We start from the raw sequence: 12,998 nt of genomic DNA, 5'->3' as shown, positions 1-12,998 counted from the left end.
CGGATGCGCTGCCCCGCCTGCCGACCGTCGGTCCTGCTCATGGCTCCGATCGCCCCCTTCAGCCCTCCGCGACCCCGTCCGGCAGAACACCGGCGGGACGGGAGGGGTCGTTGATGGCGAGTCTCAGTAGTTCACACACGCCACTCAAGTCACCCAAGATCGGAACTTACTCTTTCTGGGCTTGTCTATGCATGGTGTTCTCCACGTGACGTTATGTAGATATGCCTGTTTGTGATGGCGGTCACACCACCTGTGGTGACTCTTCGCGGAGCAATGCCCGGATTGTGCCGCGAATTTCGTGAATGAAATTTATGCGGCGTTACTGATGGTGTGCGGGGAATTCCGGCGGATCACCATGCGGGCTGCGGCGCCGGCCGCGAGGAGCCCCGCGGCCGCGGCCGCGGACCAGGCGGGGCCGGCCCCGGTGGCCAGGAGCGCAAGGGCGGCGCAGCATGCGGCGAGGGCGTACCAGGGGGCCAGCTCGTCGAGATCGACGGGCGGCCGTGCGGCGGTTTCGGCCGCTTCGTCGGCAGGGGATGCCGGGTCGGCGGCACCGACTTCAGGAATGTCGACAAACTCGGGATTCGCGGGACCCGCGCTGCGGCTGCGGGACCGGGGGCGCGCCGGAGCGGCGGTGCCCGAGCGCTGCGCCACGGGTCCTCCTCGCTCGTGCGGTGCCCGGCCCGGCGACCCGGCCGCGTCGACCCGGGGTCGGCGTCCGCGAGACGGTGCCGCGCACCCGGGATCGCCGCCCCGGTCGACGTGGCCGTCCGGACACGCGGTGTCGTCGTGTGCAACGCGGCCGCCGGGCCGGGGGTAACGGGCGGCCGGGATTCCGGGCCCGCCGGGCCCTCGTACCGGTGACGCGGGCCGACTCCTTCGGTGGTACTTCCGGCGCGCCTGCGGCATTCCGGAGCGGCTTCCGGTCCGCCCGCGCACGCCCGCGAGGACGTCCTTCCGCGATGACTTCACCCGGATGGACGGATAGCGGCGTCCAGGGTCTCCCGCAGGCCGTCCCGGGCGGATATCGTGCGTGCTCGACCACCGCACGGCCTGTCCGTTTCCGACCGCAAGACGTAATCTGTACGCATAGGCACACGAACAGGCATTTCCTTTGATCTTGAGGGGCCCGCGGTCCCTCCCTCGGCAAAGACGCCCGATTGCCATGGCTGCTTTCGACTTCAGTGACCTGCCGGACGGCACCCCGTTGCTCCGTCCCGAATCCCAGCGCCCCCGCGACCCCGCGTTCCAGCACCCGGTCGTCGTCGGTTTCGACGGCTCGGGCGCCAGTGAACGCGCCCTGGCGTACGCGGCCGGCATGGCCCGGCGCCTCGGCGGCGGGCTCGTCATCGTGCACGTGGCGAACCGGATCCCGGCCACGGTGTGGGCCGGCTGCGAGCCGCCCGTCTTCATCGACGTGCCGGACAACCGGTCCGAGGCCCTCGGCCTCGAACTGGCCTGCGCGGACCATCTCAGCGACGTGCCGTGGATCCTCGTGGAGCGCGGCGGCGACATCTGCCACGAGATCGAGGACGTCGCGAAGGAGTTCGCCGCCGACGCGATCGTGGTCGGCGGCTCCTCCGGGTTCGTCAGCCGGCTGTTCGGCTCGGTGGCCTGCCGCCTGGTGAAGCACGCCAAGCGCCCGGTCGTCGTGATCCCCTGAGGCGTGCCCGGGCGCCCCTGAGACGCACCCCGGGGTGCTGTCTCCGGAGCCCGGTGCGCACCGGTCGCCGGACACGGCGTCCGGATGCCCTGCGGCGCCCCCGCCCCGGCCGGCCGACGGCCCGGGAGGCCCGCCGGGGCGGAAATAATTCCTGATGTGTCGCGATGTGCCCGATATCGCCCCTCATTTCGGCGGTCACTCGTGATCGAGGTTCGCGCCCGCCTGCATTACGTTGGCGCCCAACCACGAAACTGCGCACTGCTGTGGTCGGGTGACAGACAAGAACGCGAGGCACGAGGTTGGCGGACTACCGGATCGAGGACCTCGCCCGCGAGGGCGGTACGACCGTACGCAACGTGCGGGCGTACCAGGACCGCGGGCTTTTGCCGCGGCCGCGCCGCGCCGGGCGGGTGTCGTTGTACGACGGCGGCCATCTGGCGCGCCTCCGCCTGATCGGCCAGCTCCTGGAGCGCGGCTACAGCCTGGTGAGCATCAAGGAGCTTCTGGACGCCTGGGACAACGGCCGCAGCCTCGGCGGCGTGCTCGGGCTGGTCGCCGAGGTGACCGGGCCGTGGAGCGACGAGGAGCCGGGCCGCATGACGCGGGCCGAGCTGACCGCGATGTTCGGCGGCCTGTCCGACCCGGTGGTGATCGCCGGCGCGGTCCAGTTTGGGCTGCTCGAACCGGAGGACGATTCGCTGACCGTGTTCCGGGTGCCGAGCCCGCGCGAACTTGCGGTCTGCGCCGAGCTGCACGCGGCGGGCGTCCCGGTGCACGCGGTGCTCGACCATCTGCGGGCGCTGCGGGCCGATATGGAGCGCGTCGCCGGGTCGTTCATGCAGCTGACCGAGACGTACCTGTGGCAGCACTACCTCAAGGACTCCTCGCTGGAGGACGAGGCGCCCGAGATGGCCGAGCTGATCCGCCGCCTGCGGCCGTTGGCCCAGCGTGCCGTGGACAGCGAACTGGCGCGCGCCATGCGGCGCCTGGCGACCCGTCAGCTCGGCGAGACGCTGGGCCGGGTGCTGGAGGCGGAGAGCGCGGAGGTGCTGCCCGAGGCGCCCGCCGAGCCGGACGCGCCCGCGCTCGAGCGCTACCCGTTCATGTCGGACGAGTGGATCGCCGCGGTGTCGCGGCTCAGCCGGCTCATCACGCCCGACCCGGAGAAGCGCACGCCGCATCCGGCCGTGGTCGACATCGTGGTCAGCGACGTCCCGGGCCGCGACGATCCGGCGGAGCTCCACCTGGATGTCTTCCACGGGCGCGTGCTGGTGCGCCCAGGGCTGCTGCCGGGCCCCGACCTGATGATCCACATGGACTACCCGACCGCGCGCAGCCTGCTGCTCGACAACGACCGCTCGCTGCCGCGCGAGGCGCTGGTGGACGGCCGCATGACGGCGCGCGGCGACCTGTTCGCGCTGACCACGTTCCGCGAGGCGATAGCGAGCCTCTCGGGATGGGACCTGGCCGGCGTGCTCACCGAGCTGACCGCCGCCGAGAAGGACGCGGACCCCGCGGGCGCGGGCCGCGACTTCTGACCCGGCGCCCGCGGCCGGCGGGCGTCCGGGGGATCAGGCCGAGATCTGCTTCAGCAGCCCGTCGATGTAGGCCCGGAAGGTCGCGGCCATGTCCATGCGCTCCGGGTCCAGCAGCCACTGCAGCTGGAGCCCGTCCATCATGGCCATGACCTGCTGGGCGCAGGCCGTCGCGTCCAGGTCCGCGCGCAGCTCGCCGGCCTGGACGCCGTGCTGCAGCGCGGTCGCGATCGACGTGGACAGGAGCCGGTAGCGCTCCTGGGCCCAGCCGTGCGCGGGGTGGTCGGTGGTGACCGCCTCGCCGGTGAGCACGGTGAACAGCTGCACGATGCCCGGCTGCCGGGCGTTGTGCTCGACCAGGGCGACCAGCGCCAGCAGGGTCGGCTCGCCGCCGTCGGGGAGGTTGCTGAGGTCCAGGCGCTCGGCGTCCATCGCGTCGCGCAGGTCCAGGACCGCGGTCAGCAGCTCCTGCTTGCTGCGGAAGTGGTGCAGCAGGCCGGCCTGGGTGAGCTCGGCGCGCTCCGCGATGCGGGCCAGCGACGTGCCGCGGTAGCCGTTCTCGCCGAACTCCTGGAGAGCGATGTTGAGGATGCGCGCGCGGCGGGCGTCGCCGGTGGCATAGCCCTGCCGGCGGCCGCGGCCCCGGCCCGTCGCCGCGCTTGCGGTCGCGGTCCGCTTCGCCGTCTCTGTTGCGTCCATCCCCCCATCCTGCCGTGCCCGGATTTTCCCGCGACGTTGGCTACGTCACGTACAGGTAACAAAGCTACCGAGTATAAGGTTTTTGCGGTTACCGTTCCGGGGAGTCCGGGCCGCGGCTCCCGCGCGCGGCGGGCGGCAGGCGACCCTCCGCGTCCCTGAACGGGGCCGTGAACCAGGAAAGCGACGGTAGGCCGCGATGACGATTGACACGTCCGACAGCACCCCCGAGACGGGTATCGGCGACGACGAGCTGCGCGGTCTCGTGGACCGGCTCTCGGTCGAGGACAAGGTGCGCCTGATCGTGGGCGAGGACTTCTGGTCCCTGCCCGAGCTGCCGCAGATCGGCCTGCGCAAGCTGCGCGTCTCGGACGGCCCGGTGGGCGTGCGCGGCGTGCTGTGGGACGAGCGCGACACCTCGCTGCTGTTCCCCTCGCCGACCGCGCAGGCGGCCGCCTGGGACCCCGAACTGGCCCGCCGGGTCGGCTTCCTGATGGGTGCTCAGGCCCGCGACAAGGACATCCACGTCCTGCTCGCGCCGACCGTGAACATGCACCGCAGCCCGCTGGGCGGCCGGCACTTCGAGTGCTACTCCGAGGACCCGCTGCTGACCGCGAAGGTCGGCGTGGGCTTCGTCGAGGGCGTGCAGTCCGCGGGCGTCGGCGCCACCATCAAGCACTTCGTCGGCAACGACTCCGAGACCGAGCGCATGAGCTACAACGTCCAGGTGGACGAGCGCGTGCTGCGCGAGGTCTACCTCGCGCCGTTCGAGGCGGCGGTCCGCGAGGCGCGCGTGTGGCTCATCATGTCCGCGTACAACCGCACCAACGGCACCGCGATGACGGAGAACAGCCGCCTGCAGAACGACGTCCTCAAGGACGAGTGGGGCTTCGACGGCGTCGTCATCTCCGACTGGGGCGCGGTGCAGACCACCGAGGCCGCCGCGCTCGGCGGCACCGACATCGCGATGCCCGGCCCGGTCGAGGAGTGGGGCGACGCCATGGTCGCCGCGGTCCGCGAAGGCCGCGTCCCCGAGTCGGTCCTGGACGACAAGGTCATCCGCATCCTGCGCCTCGCGGCCCGCGTCGGCGTGCTCGGCGACACCGCCCCGCGCGGCGACGCCACCACTCCGGCGGACGCCGTCGCGCAGGTCCGCGCGATCGCCGCCCGGGCCATGGTGCTGCTGGAGAACAAGGGCGCCCTGCCGCTCGACAAGAGCGCGGTCGCGCGCGTCGCGGTCGTCGGCCCCAACGCGGTCCGCATGTCCGCGCAGGGCGGCGGCAGCGCGCACGTCAACCCGGACCACGTCGTCGGCATCCCCGAGGGGCTCCGCGAGGCCTTCGGCCCGGACGTCGAACTCACCGTCCGCGCGGGCGCTTTCACGCACCGCGCACTGCCCGACATGGCGCCCGCCGCGTCGGTGCACCCGGAGAGCGGCGAAGCCGGCCTGCGCGTCGAGTTCTTCGACGCCGAGGGCAACTCGCTGGGCGCCGACCACCGGCTCGGCTCCAACCTGGTCTTCTGGCCGGGCAGCATGCCGGAGGGCGCCACCGTGATCGTGGCGTCCGCGCGCATCACGCCGGAGACCGACGGCACCCACCTGTTCGACGTCCGCGGCATCGGCGGCTTCGAGCTGGCCGCGGACGGCGCCGAGCACGCCTTCCGCCTGGCCGCGGACGGCCACGACATCATCGAGAACCTGCTCAAGCCGCCGCTGCAGCGCGTCGAGGTGCCCGCCAAGGCAGGCGTCCCGGTCGACCTGTCGGTGCGCTACACGACCGACCCGGCCATGGAGTTCGCCGCGCTCGGCCTGGGCTGGGAGGGCCCGCGCCTGCCCGAGGACGAGGAGATGGACGCCGCGGTCGCGGACGCCGCCGCCGCGGACGTCGCCATCGTGGTGGTCGGCACCACCGAGGACATCGAGTCCGAGGGCTTCGACCGCCGCGACCTCAAGCTGCCCGGCCGCACCGACGAACTCGTCGCGCGCGTCGCGGCCGCGAACCCCAACACGATCGTGGTCGTCAACGCCGGCTCGCCCGTGCTCATGCCGTGGCGCGGCGACGTGGCCGCGCTGCTGTGGGCGTGGCTGCCGGGCCAGGAGGCCGGCGCCGCACTCGGCGACGTGCTGACCGGCGCCGCGGAGCCGGGCGGGCGGCTGCCCACCACGTACCCGGCGGCCGAGGACGACGTCCCGCTCCTGTCCACCGCGGTGCCCGAGGGCGGGCATGTGTACGCCGAGCCGGCCATCGGCTACCGGCTCTGGGCGCTGCGCGGCGCGGTCCCCGCCTACCCGTTCGGGTACGGCCTGGGCTACACCGACTGGTCGTACGAGTCGGCCGCGGTCGAGGGCGACGCGGAGCGCGGCCTGACCGTCGACGTCACCGTCGCCAACACCGGCGCGCGGGACGGCCGCGAGGTCGTGCAGGTCTACCTGGAGCCGGCCGGCGGCGAACTGTTCGGCGGCCCCGAGCCGCTGCGCCTGGTGGGCTTCGCGCCCGTCGAGGTGCCGGCCGGCGGCACCGCGACCGTGCGCGTCGCGGTCGACGCGGCCACCCTCGCGCGCTGGGACACCGAGGCCGGCGGCTGGACCGTCGTCCCGGGCGCCTACCGCGTGGCGGCCGGCCGCAGCTCGGCCGACCTGCGGGTCGGCACGGAGATCACCCTGTAACCCAGGGTCCGCGTGCGTCGGGGCGGCACTTACCGGTGGCCCCGCTCCGACGTGCGCGTATGCACGGTGTGCCCGGCGACAGTCGGCCGGCACACCCGCGCGCGGCCGTCCGGCCCCTGTATCGGACGGCCGCGGTGTGTAACCGAGTTCCGCCGTACGGTATTCGCGCGCCGGTGCCGTGTCGTACGTTGACGTCGGACCACCGGACGGTGCGGGACGCGAGACGAGGGGACGGCGCGATGGCGACGCAGGAAGAGATGGACGCGGAGAAGGCCGAGCTGTACGCGCGCGACATCAGCGGCGCCGAGTGGATCAGCTACGGCGAGGACACCACCGGCGAGGGCGTCGTGCAGACCGCGGAGATCGGCGGCGGCGCGGTGGCGATGCGCAACTCGATCCACCCCGAAGGCCCGATCCTGCGGTTCACCAAGGGCGAGTGGGACGCGTTCGTGCTGGGCGTCAAGGACGGCGAGTTCGACCTCGACCGGCTGTAGCCCGCAGGCGCCGCCGCAGCGGGGCAGCTCCCCGGCCGGGCGGCAACCAATGCGCATTTTCTGATCTTTCACCCGTTTCACTCGTTTGACCGGCCACGCCTCGGTTATCTCCTCGGACAAACCCTTATGCCCGGTATGTCCGAGGAGGCCGAGTCGACGCATGGCAGCAGCGCGTGGAGTGGAGATCGTCGCCGAAGGGGTCGCGGTCCGCGGCTTCGAAGGAACCGTGGTCGCCGACGTCGACCTGGACGCGCGGCCGGGGTCGCTGAGCGTCCTGGCCGGGCCCGCGGGCTCCGGGCGTACCGCGCTCATGCTCGCGCTCGGCGCCCGGTTCAAGATCGCGCGCGGCCGCATCCGCATCGACGGCACCGAACTCCCGCGCGGCGCCAAGGCCGCCCGCCGGCGCATCGCGGTGGCCCGCGCGACGCCCGCGATCGACCTCGAGGAACGCCTCACGGTCGGTGAACTCATCACCGAGCGCCGCGCGATCGGCGGCCCGCGCGTCACCGGCGAATCGCTCGCCGACGCCTTCGACCTCGTCGACCTCGCCTGCGACCGGCGCACCCTCGCCGGCGAACTGTCCCGCGTGGAACAGCTCCTGCTGCTCCTCGCGCTGGCCGCCGCCGAACAGCCCGCCGGCGTCCTCGTCGACGACGTCGACGCCGGCATCGCGGGCAGCGACCTGGAACGCGCCTGGTACGCCGTACGCGCCCTCGCGCACAGCGGCCCTACCGTCGTGGCCACCTCGACCGCCACGCCGCCGCCAGGGCCCGCTGCGCCCGATCTGGTGGTCGCCCTGCCCGGGCACGACACCCACCTGCGCGCGCGTAGGGCGGCCCGCCGGTGAACGCCCTCCGCCTCGCCTGGCTCGAACTGTGCCGCTTCCGCGGGCCGCTGATGATCGTCCCGATCGTCATCAGCCTGGTCCCGCTGCTCTACGGCTCGCTGTACCTGTGGTCCAACTGGGACCCGTACGGGCGCTTCGTCGACGTGCCCGTCGCCATCGTGAACGAGGACCGGCCGGTCACGTCCGGCGGCACCACCGTCGCGGCCGGCGCGCAACTCACCGACACCCTGCTCAAGTCCAAGACGTTCAAGTGGGAGCAGGCCGACGCGAAGAAGGCCCGCGACGGCCTTGAGGACCGCGACTACTACTTCACCGTCGCCATCCCCGCCGACTTCAGCGCCAAGCTCGCCGCCGGGCCCACCGCCTCCGCCGGGCAGGCGCGGCTGACCATGACCCTCAACGACGCCAACGGCTTCATCATCGGCAAGGCCGCCGAGAGCGCCAAGGCCACCCTGCAGGGCGCCATCACCCAGGCCGTGCAGCAGACGTACGCCGGCCAGGCGTTCGGCGAACTCGGCACCCTCAAGCAGCAACTGGGCCAGGCCGCGGCCGGCGCCCGGCAACTGCAGAACGGCATCGGCACCGCCCCCGTCCCGCAGCTCCAGGAAGGCGCCGCGCAACTCGCCGGCAGCCTCGACCAGCTGTCCGCCGCCGTCCCCGCCCCCGCGAACCAGCAGCAGGCCCAAGGCGCGACCAGCGCCCTGGTCGAACCGGTCGTGATCGGCATCGAGAACCTGCACCCCGCCAAGATCTACGGCCGCGGCATGGCACCGTTCTTCTTCGGCATCGCCCTGTGGGTCCTGGGCCTCACCGCCTACCTGGTCCTCAAGCCGTTCAATGCCCGTGCCCTCGCCGGGCGTTCCGGCGCCCTCACGGTCGCCCTCGCGGGCTGGCTCCCGGCCGCCGCGATCGGCGTCGTCGGCGCGTACATCCTGTACGGCGTCGTCGACCTCGGACTCGGCCTCGACCCGGACTCCGTCGGCAAGACCCTCGGACTCCTCGCCCTCGCCGCCGCGGCTTTCGTGGCCGTCGACCACCTGCTCAACGTCGCATTCGGAGCGGTGGGCGACGCCCTGTCCCTGGTCCTGCTCATGCTGCAGCTGACCTCGGCCGGCGGCCTCTACCCGATCGAGACCACCCCCGCGCCGTTCCGTGCGCTCAACCCCGTCCTGCCCATGACCTACCTGGTGGACGGCCTGCGCGTGACCATCTCCGGTGGCGAGAGCTGGGTACTGACCCGCGCCTTCCTCGTCCTGGCCGCCTTCCTGGTCACCGCACTGGCCGTCTCCGCACTCGTCCTGGCCCGGCGCCGTATGTGGACGATGACCCGCATGAAACCGGCCATCGAACTGTAGGGACGCCCCCGCAGCCCTGAACCGCTCAGCCGCGTACCGTCGTCATATGCATGCCGCACGGCCCGTTCTCGCAGGAGAATCGGAGCCGGGGGAGAAGGGTGCGGCGCACGGAACGAGGAGGGTGTTGGGGGATGGGCGTCGAGAACGACAAGACGCAGCACGCGGAGGTCGCGGGGTATCCCGCCCAGCGGCCCGCGCAGGACGTGGACCGAATACAGGCGCTGCACGAGAGAGCTGAGGCCGCCTTGAAGGAGCTAGGGCCCGACCACCCCGGCGCACTGGACGCGCGCGCGGAGTGGGCACAGGCACTGGGCGAGGAAGGCCGCGCCACCGAGGCCGCCGCGGCCTTCGCCGACCTCGCCACCGAATACGCCCGCCTGCTGGGCGCCCAGCACCCGGACACCCTCCTGGCCCGCCACAACCAGGCTTTCTGCCTCGGCGTCTCCGGCAACGCCGTCACGGCCGAGGCCCTGGCCCGCGACGTCGCCACCGACTATGTGACGCTGCTCGGCGCCGACGACCCCGAGACCCTCAACGCCCGCGCCGCATGGGCCCGCTGGATCGGCGAGGCAGGCGACGCAGGCGCCGCGGTGCGCCTGCTGCGCCCGGTCGTCGACAGCTGCACCGACGTCCTGGGCCCGGTGCACGCCGAGACCCTCACCAACCGCCACCAGCACGCTCAGTGGGTCGGCCGCGCGGGGGACCCGGCCGAGGCCGCCCGCCTGCTCACCGACGTGGCCGGCGAACGCGAGCAGGTCCTCGGCGCCGAGGACCGCGACACGCTCACCGCGCGCCACGACCTCGCCTGGTGGACCGGCGAGTCCGGCGGCGCCGAGCGCGCCCGCGACATACTGCGCGTCCTGGTCACCGACGCCGTCCGCGCCCTCGGCGCCGGCCACCCCGACACCCTGGTGATGCGCCACAACCTCGCCCACTGGACCGGCGAATCCGGCGACGCGGGCACCGCCCGCGCCCTCCTCGAATCACTCGCCGCGGACTGCACCCGCATCCTCGGCGCCGAGCACCCCGACACCGAGAACGCCCGCCGGGCCCTCGACTGGTGGACCTGGGGCCCCAAGGCCGGCGCCCGCCCCCAGGACCCGAAGAAGGCCAAGAAGGCCGCCTGAGACCAGGCCCGGCCGGGGCGTGTCCGCGGATCTCGCGCCGAGCCGGGCGGCCCAAGCCCGCACGGCCCCTCGCGGCCGGCACTGCGAGGGGCGCCGAGTCCCCGGACATGCCGCGGCCGCGGGGCGCCCCGGGGGGGGGGCGCCCCCCCCCCCCCCGCCCCGGGGCCCCCCCCCCCCGCCGGGGCCCCCCCCGGGCCCGGCAGGGCGTGGGGCGCCGTGGCCCGGGAACGGCCGCGGCCGCGCGGCGCCGCCGCGGGCGCCGCGCGGCCGGAATCGGCGTGCGGGTGGGCTACTTGCGGTTCTTCGGGTAGGCGGCGGTGACTTCCACCTCGACCAGCCAGCCGGGGACGGCGAGGGTGACGACCTCCATCGTGGCGCGCGCCGGGCGGGCGTTGTTGGCGAGGATGGGGGCCTTGGCCGGCGACGTGCCCATGGGGACGGGGACGACCTGCTTGGTGGCGAGGTCGATGTTCGCGAAGAACTGCCGGTACGCGCGGTTCCAGCCCGCGTAGTCGGCGGTCGCGGCGCCGGGGGGCTTCATCAGGTAGCACTTCATGGTGATGACGTCGGCGGGGGTGAGGCCGGCCGCCTTGAGGTTGTCCTGGATGGCCTTGAGGACGACCAGGGCCTGGGCCTCGGTGACCGTGACGCCTTCCGCGCCGGCCGTCATCGCGGGGTCGGTGAACCTCTCCGGGCTGCCCGCCGGGGCGTTGGGGTTGAGCGCGCCGGGACCGAGGCCGCTGCTGGTGTAGATGGCCACTTCGCCGCCGGTGCCGACGCCCTGGGCGATGGCCGGGTTGTTCTGGCCCGGGGGCAGCATGACCCGGACTTCCTTGTCGCCGATGCGGTTGTCGTGGCCGACGGCGACGGTGACGCCCGTGCCGAGGAGGACCGCGCTGGAGCCGAGGGCGATCAGGGCCTTGCGTCGTCGGGTCATGCCGGTGCCGCCGCCTTTCGCGGGAGTGGGTTCTTCCGGGGTCGGGGCGAGGCCGGCGGTCATGCGGCCATCACCCGCTGGTGGATCTCGGTGACGACCTTGCGGGCCGAGGTGAACGCGCCGTGCTGCCAGGCGATGACGTAGCTGAGCCAGTCGCCCGCGAAGTAGACGTTGCCCTGGGGCTGGTTGAGCAGCTTGTACTCGGGGCCGTCCTGGTTCGGCCACCCGACCCAGCCGCCTTCGATGCCCGGGGTGCGGTGCCAGGCGACGCTGAACGAGGCGTCCAGTTCGGTCCGGTAGCGGTCGCCGAAGACCTTCGCGCCCTGGTCGACGGCCCGCTTGGTGCGCTCCTCGGGGGTGAGCTTGCCGTACGCGTCGGCCGCCGCGCCGAAGTTGTAGTAGCCGATGACCGTGCCGCGGCGGCCCTGGTAGCCGTACGACGGGAACCACAGGGTGGCCAGGTCGAGGTCGGTCGGGACGACGCCGCCGTACATGTGGTCGTCGAGCTCCCACCAGCGCCGCCGGTACTCCAGGCCGATCTTGCCGACCGAGATCGGCACGGGGGTCTTGAGCGCACTGGTGACCGCGTCGCCGAGGTTGTGGCGCAGTCGGGCGGCGATCTGCGGGGGCGTGGCCACCACGCAGAAGTCGGCGCGCTCGACCTGCTCGCGGCCGCGGCCGTCCTTCCAGGACACCTCGACGCCGCCGGGCACGTTCGCGACGCCGGTGGCCCAGGCGCCGTAGGTGATCCGGTGCCGCCCCACCGCGCGTTCGAGCGCTTTGGGGATGGCGTCCATGCCGCCGACCGGCTGGAACATCATCATGGCCTGGTCGTAGCCGAACTCGAAGGCGAACCGCTGCCCGACGCCGCTGGCCAGCACGTCCGAGACGGACGGCACGTTGCCGAGCACGGTGCCCTTCTCGTGCGCGGCGCCCGGCTCGACGGTGTAGCCGCGGCGGCTCCCGCCGGTGTACTTGAAGCCGTCGGCCTTGCCCTTGATGGCGCCGAAGCTCTGCAGGAACGCGATCAGGCGGTCCTTGTCGTCCTTGGTAAGGGCGGCGTCGAGGGCGCCCTGGTCGGTGGCCTTGGCGAGCAGCTCGGATATGTGGCCGTAGACGTCGGCCTTGGCGGTCCGCCAGCGCATCGGCTTGCCGCCGAGGGCCGGGACGTTCTCGTGGTAGATGTACGCGTCCGCGTTGGCGTTGACGAACGCTTCCAGCGGGACGCCGAGTTCGCGGCAGTAGTCGAGGGTGACGTGCGACTGGGGCAGGCGTCCCGGGCCGCAGTTCATGTACTGGCCGTCACTGAAGCGGGCGCGCTGCGTGCGGCCGTCCAGATCGGTCTCCGAGGTACCGCCGCGGGCCGTCCAGTTGCGGCCGCCGGAGCGGTCCTTGGCCTCCAGGATGCGGCAGTCGTACCCGGCCTTGCCCAGCTCGTACGCGGCGGCCAGGCCGGCCACGCCCGCGCCCAGGATGACGACCTTCTTGCGGCCGTGGCGGCCGGCGAGGTTGAAGTCCGACTCGGACGGCGCGCGGTACGGGGCCGCGGTGGCGGTGGGCACCGGTGCCAGTCCCATGGCGCCCATCGTCGAGTAGAGGACGCCCGCGCCGCCGGCGACGCCGACCGAGCGCAGGAAGTTCCGACGTGACGTTTCTGCTTGCATGCACACTCTCCC

11 protein-coding genes are annotated in these 12,998 nt (G+C 73.0%); 7 read left to right on the top strand and 4 right to left on the bottom strand.

Going from position 1 to position 12,998, the window contains the following annotated elements:
- Nucleotides 1–309: 309 nt before the first annotated feature.
- Nucleotides 310–654 (bottom strand): hypothetical protein, encoded by a 345-nt coding sequence (locus LZ495_RS36075; RefSeq protein ID WP_235057376.1) that lies wholly within the window; start codon nucleotides 652–654, stop codon nucleotides 310–312.
- A 511-nt stretch (nucleotides 655–1,165) separates the two neighbouring features.
- On the opposite strand from LZ495_RS36075, the gene LZ495_RS36070 reads away from it, so the two are divergent.
- Both LZ495_RS36070 and LZ495_RS36065 read left to right on the top strand, forming a co-directional pair.
- Nucleotides 1,166–1,663: a universal stress protein gene (locus LZ495_RS36070; RefSeq protein ID WP_235057375.1), complete on the top strand. Its 498-nt coding sequence runs from the start codon at nucleotides 1,166–1,168 to the stop codon at nucleotides 1,661–1,663.
- Nucleotides 1,664–1,962: 299 nt separating this feature from the next.
- Nucleotides 1,963–3,201: a MerR family transcriptional regulator gene (locus tag LZ495_RS36065; RefSeq protein WP_235057374.1), complete on the top strand. Its 1,239-nt coding sequence runs from the start codon at nucleotides 1,963–1,965 to the stop codon at nucleotides 3,199–3,201.
- Between the two features lie 33 nt (nucleotides 3,202–3,234).
- Here the strand turns inward: LZ495_RS36065 and LZ495_RS36060 are convergent, their stop codons facing one another.
- Entirely contained in the window at nucleotides 3,235–3,897 is a 663-nt protein-coding gene (locus LZ495_RS36060) for a TetR/AcrR family transcriptional regulator (protein ID WP_235057373.1), read from the bottom strand.
- Between the two features lie 196 nt (nucleotides 3,898–4,093).
- Between LZ495_RS36060 and LZ495_RS36055 the strand changes: the two genes are divergently transcribed.
- The 5 genes from LZ495_RS36055 (at nucleotide 4,094) to LZ495_RS44410 (ending at nucleotide 10,385) form a co-directional block, all read left to right on the top strand.
- Complete coding sequence (locus LZ495_RS36055; RefSeq protein WP_235057372.1) at nucleotides 4,094–6,562, top strand: glycoside hydrolase family 3 C-terminal domain-containing protein; 2,469 nt, start codon at nucleotides 4,094–4,096, stop codon at nucleotides 6,560–6,562.
- 239 nt (nucleotides 6,563–6,801) lie between these two features.
- Complete coding sequence (locus LZ495_RS36050) at nucleotides 6,802–7,056, top strand: DUF397 domain-containing protein (protein ID WP_235057371.1); 255 nt, start codon at nucleotides 6,802–6,804, stop codon at nucleotides 7,054–7,056.
- 160 nt (nucleotides 7,057–7,216) lie between these two features.
- The gene (locus LZ495_RS36045) at nucleotides 7,217–7,903 is read left to right on the top strand and encodes an ATP-binding cassette domain-containing protein (protein WP_235057370.1); all 687 of its coding nucleotides are present in this window, start codon (nucleotides 7,217–7,219) and stop codon (nucleotides 7,901–7,903) included.
- Complete coding sequence (locus LZ495_RS36040; protein WP_235057369.1) at nucleotides 7,900–9,258, top strand: YhgE/Pip domain-containing protein; 1,359 nt, start codon at nucleotides 7,900–7,902, stop codon at nucleotides 9,256–9,258. Before LZ495_RS36045 ends, LZ495_RS36040 begins: the two co-directional genes overlap by 4 nt.
- A gap of 131 nt (nucleotides 9,259–9,389) precedes the next feature.
- Nucleotides 9,390–10,385, top strand: coding sequence for a tetratricopeptide repeat protein (locus LZ495_RS44410; RefSeq protein ID WP_268823802.1), 996 nt, complete (start codon nucleotides 9,390–9,392; stop codon nucleotides 10,383–10,385).
- A 289-nt stretch (nucleotides 10,386–10,674) separates the two neighbouring features.
- Here the strand turns inward: LZ495_RS44410 and LZ495_RS36030 are convergent, their stop codons facing one another.
- Entirely contained in the window at nucleotides 10,675–11,322 is a 648-nt protein-coding gene (locus LZ495_RS36030; protein ID WP_235057368.1) for a Rid family hydrolase, read from the bottom strand.
- A gap of 59 nt (nucleotides 11,323–11,381) precedes the next feature.
- Complete coding sequence (locus LZ495_RS36025; RefSeq protein ID WP_235057367.1) at nucleotides 11,382–12,986, bottom strand: flavin monoamine oxidase family protein; 1,605 nt, start codon at nucleotides 12,984–12,986, stop codon at nucleotides 11,382–11,384.
- Between the last annotated feature and the right edge of the window lie 12 nt (nucleotides 12,987–12,998).

Source organism: Yinghuangia soli (genome assembly GCF_021502675.1).
GTDB lineage: Bacteria > Actinomycetota > Actinomycetes > Streptomycetales > Streptomycetaceae > Yinghuangia > Yinghuangia soli.
This window is presented reverse-complemented; position numbering and strand designations above follow the sequence as displayed.

Coding starts and splice junctions, on each gene's coding strand:
- LZ495_RS36070 (WP_235057375.1), top strand. CDS start 1,166: ATGGCTGCTTTCGACTTCAGTGACCTGCCGGACGGCACCCCGTTGCTC.
- LZ495_RS36060 (WP_235057373.1), bottom strand. CDS start 3,897: ATGGACGCAACAGAGACGGCGAAGCGGACCGCGACCGCAAGCGCGGCG.
- LZ495_RS36055 (WP_235057372.1), top strand. CDS start 4,094: ATGACGATTGACACGTCCGACAGCACCCCCGAGACGGGTATCGGCGAC.
- LZ495_RS36050 (WP_235057371.1), top strand. CDS start 6,802: ATGGCGACGCAGGAAGAGATGGACGCGGAGAAGGCCGAGCTGTACGCG.
- LZ495_RS36045 (WP_235057370.1), top strand. CDS start 7,217: ATGGCAGCAGCGCGTGGAGTGGAGATCGTCGCCGAAGGGGTCGCGGTC.
- LZ495_RS44410 (WP_268823802.1), top strand. CDS start 9,390: ATGGGCGTCGAGAACGACAAGACGCAGCACGCGGAGGTCGCGGGGTAT.
- LZ495_RS36030 (WP_235057368.1), bottom strand. CDS start 11,322: ATGACCCGACGACGCAAGGCCCTGATCGCCCTCGGCTCCAGCGCGGTC.
- LZ495_RS36025 (WP_235057367.1), bottom strand. CDS start 12,986: ATGCAAGCAGAAACGTCACGTCGGAACTTCCTGCGCTCGGTCGGCGTC.